6 protein-coding genes are annotated in these 7288 nt (G+C 65.4%); all 6 read left to right on the forward strand.

Annotated features, from left to right (window positions below):
• Nucleotides 1-34: 34 nt before the first annotated feature.
• Nucleotides 35-1750: a hypothetical protein gene (locus FRC96_RS21035; protein ID WP_146977520.1), complete on the forward strand. Its 1716-nt coding sequence runs from the start codon at nt 35-37 to the stop codon at nt 1748-1750.
• The gene (locus FRC96_RS21040; RefSeq protein ID WP_146977521.1) at nt 1747-2817 is read left to right on the forward strand and encodes a lysylphosphatidylglycerol synthase transmembrane domain-containing protein; all 1071 of its coding nucleotides are present in this window, start codon (nt 1747-1749) and stop codon (nt 2815-2817) included. The genes FRC96_RS21035 and FRC96_RS21040 overlap by 4 nt, the downstream gene beginning before the upstream one ends.
• Nucleotides 2818-2936: 119 nt before the next feature.
• Nucleotides 2937-3977 (forward strand): heat-inducible transcriptional repressor HrcA, encoded by a 1041-nt coding sequence (gene hrcA / locus FRC96_RS21045; RefSeq protein WP_230470544.1) that lies wholly within the window; start codon nt 2937-2939, stop codon nt 3975-3977.
• Between the two features lie 94 nt (nt 3978-4071).
• Entirely contained in the window at nt 4072-4893 is an 822-nt protein-coding gene (gene grpE / locus FRC96_RS21050) for a nucleotide exchange factor GrpE (protein WP_146977523.1), read from the forward strand.
• A 46-nt stretch (nt 4894-4939) separates the two neighbouring features.
• Complete coding sequence (gene dnaK / locus FRC96_RS21055) at nt 4940-6778, forward strand: molecular chaperone DnaK (RefSeq protein WP_146977524.1); 1839 nt, start codon at nt 4940-4942, stop codon at nt 6776-6778.
• 108 nt (nt 6779-6886) lie between these two features.
• On the forward strand, nt 6887-7288 hold a 402-nt coding region (locus tag FRC96_RS21060; RefSeq protein WP_146977525.1), incomplete at its 3' end, for a DnaJ domain-containing protein.

Here is a 7288-nt window from a genome sequence, read left to right on the forward strand (position 1 = left end):
AGCGAGCAGGCCCGGCGCCTTGAGGAGCGAGAGTATGACTGAGGTCATCGACGAGGCATCTTCTGGCGAGTCCGGGCGCATCTGGATTCTTTCGGATCAGCGCTCGCGCGAGGGCGCGTACGAGGCGGTGGTTCAGGGGCTGAAGGGCCGCGGTGTGGACGCCGAGCTGGTCTCGATCACCGAGGTGCTGGGCACGGCGGCGCGTGAGGCGCTGGCCGGCGGCGCCGAGCGGCTCTTGCGAGGCATTCGGGTGGCCACCCGCGGCCATGCCGGCGACGAGGACTTTATCGGCGCGCTGCGCCGGGCTCGCCCCGACGTGCTCGTGCTCACGAGCCCGCGTTTTGTGCGGGCGCTCAGCGTCATCGAGAGTCTCACCGGGGTGGGCGCGGTTCAGGTCGGCCTTGTGCATGAGCACGTGGCTTCCACGGCGTGGTTTGCCGGCTCGGTGCATGGTTTTGTGGTGCCCGACGCGAAGACGGCGGAGGCCTTCGAAGGGGAGGGCGCGCGTGCGGATCGGGTGCAGGTGGCCGGACCGGTGGTGCGCCCCCAGAGCCTCAACGCCCCGGAGCGCGACGCCACGCGCGCGGAGCTCGGGCTCTCCGAGAGTCTGGTGGTGTTGGTGCGCGCCGAACACATCGATCACGCCACCCTGGAGAAGCTCGTCTTTCAGTGCACGCTGATGGACCGTCAGGCGCGCGTGATCTTCCATCATGGAGGCGACGGTGCGGTCGCCGCGACGCTGCGGCGCGCGGCGGATCAGTACGGGTTGCCGGCCTCCATGTTCGGGCAGGTCGCCGACCTGGAGCGTTATGTGGTGGCCGCTGATCTGGTCCTCGCTGCCGGTGATGATCCTTACCTGGCCGATGTCATGGTCTGCGGAACGCCGGCGTTGCTGCTGGGCACGAGTGAGGCGGCGGACGTCGAGGCTGAAGCGCTGCAGCAGCGCGGGCTGGCCGGCCGCGTCCGCGATGTGCTGCGCCTGGGCAGTGAGCTTGACCGCTTTACCGAGCCGCAACGTTTAAAAGATCTGCGTGAGCAACTTCTGGAGGCGCGCGACGGGGAGGCCAACACCCGGGTCGTCGACGCGCTGATGGCGGCGCTTTCGTCACGCGAAGTCTGGCGCAAACCAGCGTCACCCGAGGTGCCGCCCGCCGGTGAGCAGGCCCCGGCGGCCGGTCCTTTTGAGAGCATCGGTCGAAGCGCCGGCGCCGACGCCGGCTCCACGACGTCAGCCGAGACCCCGAGCGCTTCGCCAGGCGCGACGGGCAGCGCCGGGAGTGAGGCCGGTGAGAAAGGCGCGCTGGTGGTGCCTCCGCCGCGCAGCCGGCCGGAGGCCCCTCGTGCCACCATCAGCGCGGCGGAAGCCCGCGAGCAGCTCGCGCAGTTGATCTTGAGCGAGCGCGAGTGCGAGCGCCGCCTCGAGGAGCTGGAAAAGCACCAGGAGCGCTGGCGAGGCCGCCTGGAGCTTGCCCGGGAGTGGAACGAAAAGGATCTGGAGGACGAGGCCCGCGCGATCTTGCGTGGCTATCAGGATGAGGCCGGGCCCCTGGTCCAGGAGCTCGCTGACATCCGCCGTCAGAAAGAGAAGCTCAAGAGCGCCGCGCGTGGTGGGGCGCCGCAGGCCGGCGATGAGGGTGGGGCGGCCACCTCCGAGCGCAGCTCGCAGATCGAAGAGCGCTTCCAGCGCATGGAAGTCGACCGCGATCTTAAGGGCCTCAAAGACCGCATCAAACGCGAACTTGGTGAATGACACAGTCCGGCTCGAAGATGTCCGGGGCGGCTCGCATCGCGGGTTCTTTCGGGGTCGCCTCGTTGATCGGCCTCTTTTTCCTCTGGCTCGCCGCCCGCGGGCTGCCCCTCGACGAGGTGCGCGCCTACCTGGCGAGCGCGGACTACGGTCGGCTTGGCGTGGCGTCGCTGGCTTTTGTGGCGATTTACACCATCTGTCACGGCGCGCGCATCTGGCGATGGAACTACCTGGTGCGACCGCTGGGGGACGTCTCCACCTCGATGGTCAATCAGGCCTGCACGCTGGGGTTTACGGCCATTGTGCTCCTGCCGCTGCGGCTCGGGGAGTTTGTGCGGCCGGTGGTCCTCTCGCGCAGCTCCAGCCTTCCGGCCTCCGGGCTGCTGGCCACCGCGGTGGTGGAGCGGGTGATGGACGGCTTGATCATCACCGGCCTGCTTTTTCTGGCCCTCTCCACCTACCAGGGCGAGGCGCCGGTGGCGTTTGCGCGGGGGGCGGGGCTGATCGCGCTGATGATCTTCTTGCCGGCGATGATCATGTGCATCATCGCCTACACCCGCCGCCACTGGGCCGAGGTGATCGTGGAGCAGACCCTGGGGCGGGTGTCCTCCAAACTCGCTTCCGGCGTCTCGGGGCTTTTGATGGGCTTTGTCGAGGGCTTTAAGTCCCTTGTCGATGGTCAAAACCTGGGGCGATTTCTGGCCGCGACCGCCCTTTACTGGAGCACCAACGCGCTCTCGATGTGGGCGCTGCTCGCGCTGGGTTTTGATCTGGAGGTCAACCTCTGGGAGATGGCCACGGTGATGGCGGTGCTCGTCATCGGTATTATGGTCCCGGCCGGCCCGGCGATGGCGGGCAACTTCGAGTTCTTTATGTCGCAGGGGCTCGGACTCTTTGTGGACCTTGAAGTGAGCCTGTTGGCCGCGCAGGTCGCCGTCTTTGCCGTGCTTGTTCATGTGCTTCAGCTGCTGGTGATCGTGCTGCCAGGTGCCTGGGTGATGGCGCGCGCGCCCTGGCTGTGGCGCCGCGATGCGCGCCGGGCCAGGGCGTCGGCGACCGGCGCAGATTGACACGTGTCAGCGTCAGCCCGTAGCGTCGAGGAATCCTCGTGCACGCCTGCGGGTTTAGGGCTCTTGAGTGCAACGCGGCAGCATCGCCGCTCCGATCGACTACGCCCCGAGACGACGTCGTGACATTGCTTAGCGAACGGCAAATCAAGATCCTGGTGCAGGTGGTTGAGCTCTTCAACCGCACCGGCGAGCCTGTGGGCAGCGCGGCTGTCTCGCGCGCCGAGACGATCTCGGTGAGCTCGGCTACCGTCCGCAATGTGATGGCGGAACTTGAGGGGTTGGGGCTTCTTCATCAACCTCACACCTCGGCCGGGCGGGTGCCCACGGCCAGCGGCATGCGCCTCTATGTTGACCACCTGGTGGCGACCGGCGCGGTGGTCACCGGTCCGCATGCCGACTGGATGGTGACCCTCTCGGAGCTGGAAGCCGACGACGTGGGACAGATGGCGCGCAGCGCCGGGTTGCTTGTCAGCCAGATCTCACATCTGACGAGCCTGGTCTCAACGCCTCGCCTGGCCGCCGCGCGCCTGCGTGATGTGCAGCTCTCCTGGCTCTCGGAGCGTCGCATCCTGGTGGTGCTCATCACCGAAGATGGCCGCGTCTTCAACCGCGTGGTCCGCATGGAGGAGGCCGTGGAGCGCCACTCCATCGAGCGGATGCGCAACTACCTCTCCGAGCTGGTCGTCGGCCGAAGCCTCGTCGAGGTGCGGCGTCGTGTGCGTCAGGAGCTCGCCGCGAGCGAATCGCGCTACCGAAGTTACGTGCGCCGCGCGCTCTCGCTCAGCCAGCAGGTGCTCGATCTGGCGACCGGCGCTGAGCTCTATGTCGAGGGGCAGCTCAACGTGCTCGACTTCGGGGAGTTGGCCCATGACATCGCCCGGGTGCGTGAGGTCCTTCGCACGCTCGAAGATAAGGAGCGGGTGCTCGATGTGCTCGACCGTATCTGCGAGGCGCGTAAGGTTCAGACGCTTATCGGGTCGGAGCTGGGGCTGGACCTGGGTGATGACCTCAGCCTGATCGCCTGCGGCTACTACCGTGAGGGCGAACAGGTCGGCCTGGTCGGCGTTCTGGGGCCTTTACGCATGAACTACGCCCGGATCATTCCTCTAGTCGAGCATACCGCCCGTATGCTATCGAAAGAGCTTGATGAGCTGAGCTAAACGGCTACAACAACCCTTCCTTTTCAACCTGATCTGGGGCGAGCGCGCGCAATGGCGTGACTCGTCCAGCTTGTGTCTCAATGAGGAGCGCGCCTTGACTGAGAACGAGAAGCACGACGAATCGATGGACGAACCCACCGAAGTCAGCACCGAAGCCACCGGGGCCGAAGAGCCCGCAGGTCATGAGGAGGAGAGCGAGAACCTCGACGATGACCTCTTCTTGAGCCCGGATGAGGATGGCGATGACGAAGAGGTCATCGTGGTGGGTGACGAGGACTCCGACGCCGGGGACGACGACAGCGACGCAGAGGATGACGAGGACGAGGCAGCGCAGGAAGCGTTAAGAGCCGAACTCGAGGCGTCCCGCACCCGTCTCAACGAGGTCAGCGAAGAGCGCGACGAGCTCAAGAATAAGCTGATGCGCTCGGTGGCCGATCTGGAGAACTACCGCCGCCGCGCCGATCGCGAGAAAGAAGACCTGCGCAAATACGGCATCGACAAGGTTGTCTCCGACCTCATCCCGGCCGTCGACAACCTGGAGCGCGCCTTGCAGCACGCCGAAGGCAAAGAGGACCCGGCCTCGATCGTCGACGGGGTGACGATGGTCTACAAGCAGATCGTCAACGCGCTCGCGAAGTACGGTGTGCAGGGTTTCGTATCGAAAGGGGAGCTCTTTGACCCGCAGCGCCATGAGGCGATTCAGCAGGTTGAGAGCACTGAATTTGATACCGGTACGATCGTCGAAGAGTACCAGAAAGGCTACTTCCTGCATGACCGACTGCTGCGCCCGGCGCTGGTCGCTGTTGCAAAACGCATCGACGCCCCGCAGACTGAAGACTCCGGCGACGAAGACCAGGTCGAAGCGGCCAGCGAGCCTGAGGACGATAGCGATGAGGGCGCGGCCGCTCAGGACTGAGCAGCGGTAGGACCAACTTCCTTGAATCTCGGATGAGGCGAGACGCATGGCATTTACGATCGGCATCGACTTAGGGACGACCAACAGCTGCGTGTGTGTGATCGCCAATGGCGAGCGCATCGTGATCCCCAACGCGGAGGGCACGCGCACCACGCCCTCGGTGGTGGCGTTTACCGACGACGGCCAGCGGATTGTCGGGCAGGTGGCCAAGCGTCAGGCGCAGACCAACCCGGAGAACACGATCTACGCGGTCAAACGCTTGATCGGTCGTCGGTTTGACGCGCCCGATGTCGAGCAGGCCAAGCGCAGCTGCGCCTACCCCATTGTGGAGGGCCCCAACGGCGACGCCTGGGTGCGTGCTCAGGATAAAGATTATTCACCGGCGGAGATCTCGGCGCTGATCCTCAAAGAGATGAAGTCCATCGCCGAAGATCATCTTGGCGAGGAGGTCGAAGACGCGGTGATCACGGTGCCCGCGTACTTCAACGACGCCCAGCGTCAGGCGACCAAAGACGCCGGGCGCATCGCGGGCCTCAATGTGCTGCGTATCGTCAACGAGCCCACCGCCGCGGCGCTGGCTTACGGCCTTGCGCGCACCGACACCAGCGACATGAAGGTGGCCGTCTACGACCTCGGCGGCGGCACCTTCGATATCTCGATTCTGGAGCTCTCCGACGGGGTCTTCAGCGTGCTCTCCACCTCGGGCGACACCTACCTGGGCGGCGAGGACTTCGATAACGCCATCATCGACTGGTTGGCCGACACCTTTGAAGATGAGCACGGCGTGGATCTTCGGGAGGTGCCCATGGCTCTGCAGCGCCTCAAAGAGGACGCCGAGCGGGTCAAGTGCGAGCTCTCCAGCACCGAAGAGGCCGAGATCAACATGCCCTTTATTCACATGAGTGATGAGGGCCCGCTGCACCTGGAAGCCACCCTGACCCGCGAGAAGCTCGAGGAGCTGGTCGACCACCTGGTGGAGCGCTCCCTCGACCCCTGTCGCACCGCCCTTCAGGATGCGCACGTGAGCCGAGATGAGGTTGACGTGGTGCTGCTGGTCGGCGGCATGACGCGTATGCCCAGGGTGCGAAAGCGCGTGGCGCAGTTCTTCAACAAACGTCCCGACACCTCGGTCAACCCCGATGAGGTGGTGGCGATGGGCGCGGCGGTGCAGGGCAGCATCGTGCGCGGCGAGCTCACCGATGTGCTGCTCCTCGACGTCACCCCGCTCACGCTGGGTGTGGAGACCGCCGGCGGGGTGTTCACGCCTATGATCCAGCGCAACACCACTGTGCCCTGCAGCTACAGCGAGGTCTTCAGCACGAGCATCAACAACCAGTCGATGGTGCGGGTGCATGTGCTTCAGGGCGAACGTTCGATGGCCGCCGATAACAAGAGCCTGGCGGTATTTGAACTCACGGGCATTCCGCCGGCGCCCCGAGGTGTGCCGCGCATTGAGGTGACGTTTAACATCGACGAGAACGGCATTGTCACCGCCGCGGCCCGTGACCAGGCCACCGGCCGGGAGCAGTCGGTTAACATTGTGGCTGACGGGGGCTTGAGCGATCAGGATATCGAGCGCCTCATCGCTGAGGCGCAGGCCAACGAAGAGCAGGATCAGCTCACCAAAGAGCTCACCCAGCGCCGCGTCGAGGCGCAGGGGCTGCTCTACTCCACCGAGCGCAGTCTGGAGGAGTTCGGCAGCATGATGCCCGAGCAAGAGCGCAACGACCTGATGGCGGATATCACCACCATCAAAGAGCTCATTGAGGACGCGACCTTCGAGGAGCTCGACACGATCGTTGCGACCCTGGAAGCCGGTGCCTACCGTCTGGCCGAGCTGATGTATGCCTCGATGGACGACGGCGCTGCTGCGGTCGAGGAGTGAGTCCGCTGGCTTGCTCAGGTTGAGAATAGTTTGAGGGCCCCGGAGGTTGGCAACGCAGACCCCCGGGGCCCGGTTGTTTCCGGCGGCAACCCTTTTCGATTCGGTGTTATGAAGGCAGATCTTTACCAGGTGTTGGGCGTGCGACGCGACGCCGATGGGGCGACGATTAAAGCGGCCTATCGCAAGCTCGCGCTGCGCTACCACCCCGACCAGAACCCCGACGACGCCAGCGCGGAGGAGCGTTTCAAGGAGCTCGCGCACGCCTATGAGGTGCTCAGCGATCCGGCCAAACGCGCCGCCTACGATCGCTCCGGGCGCATCGGCGGGGTCAACACCATGGGTGGGCCCTCGTTTGAGGGGCTCGGGGATATCTTCGAGATCTTTAACTCGGTCTTTGGCAGCGTCGGCCGCGCGCAGGCGCGGGCGCGGCGAGGCGCGGATGTGCGCGTGCGCCTGGACCTGAGCCTGGAGGAGGCCCACGCCGGAGGTCGGCGCGCGGTACGGGTGCCG

It is taken from the genome of Lujinxingia vulgaris (genome assembly GCF_007997005.1).
Classification (GTDB): domain Bacteria; phylum Myxococcota_A; class Bradymonadia; order Bradymonadales; family Bradymonadaceae; genus Lujinxingia.

What these genes read in the sequence shown, in the direction of transcription:
- FRC96_RS21035 (WP_146977520.1), top strand. Translation starts at nt 35, where the DNA reads ATGACTGAGGTCATCGACGAGGCATCTTCTGGCGAGTCCGGGCGCATC.
- FRC96_RS21040 (WP_146977521.1), top strand. Translation starts at nt 1,747, where the DNA reads ATGACACAGTCCGGCTCGAAGATGTCCGGGGCGGCTCGCATCGCGGGT.
- dnaK (WP_146977524.1), top strand. Translation starts at nt 4,940, where the DNA reads ATGGCATTTACGATCGGCATCGACTTAGGGACGACCAACAGCTGCGTG.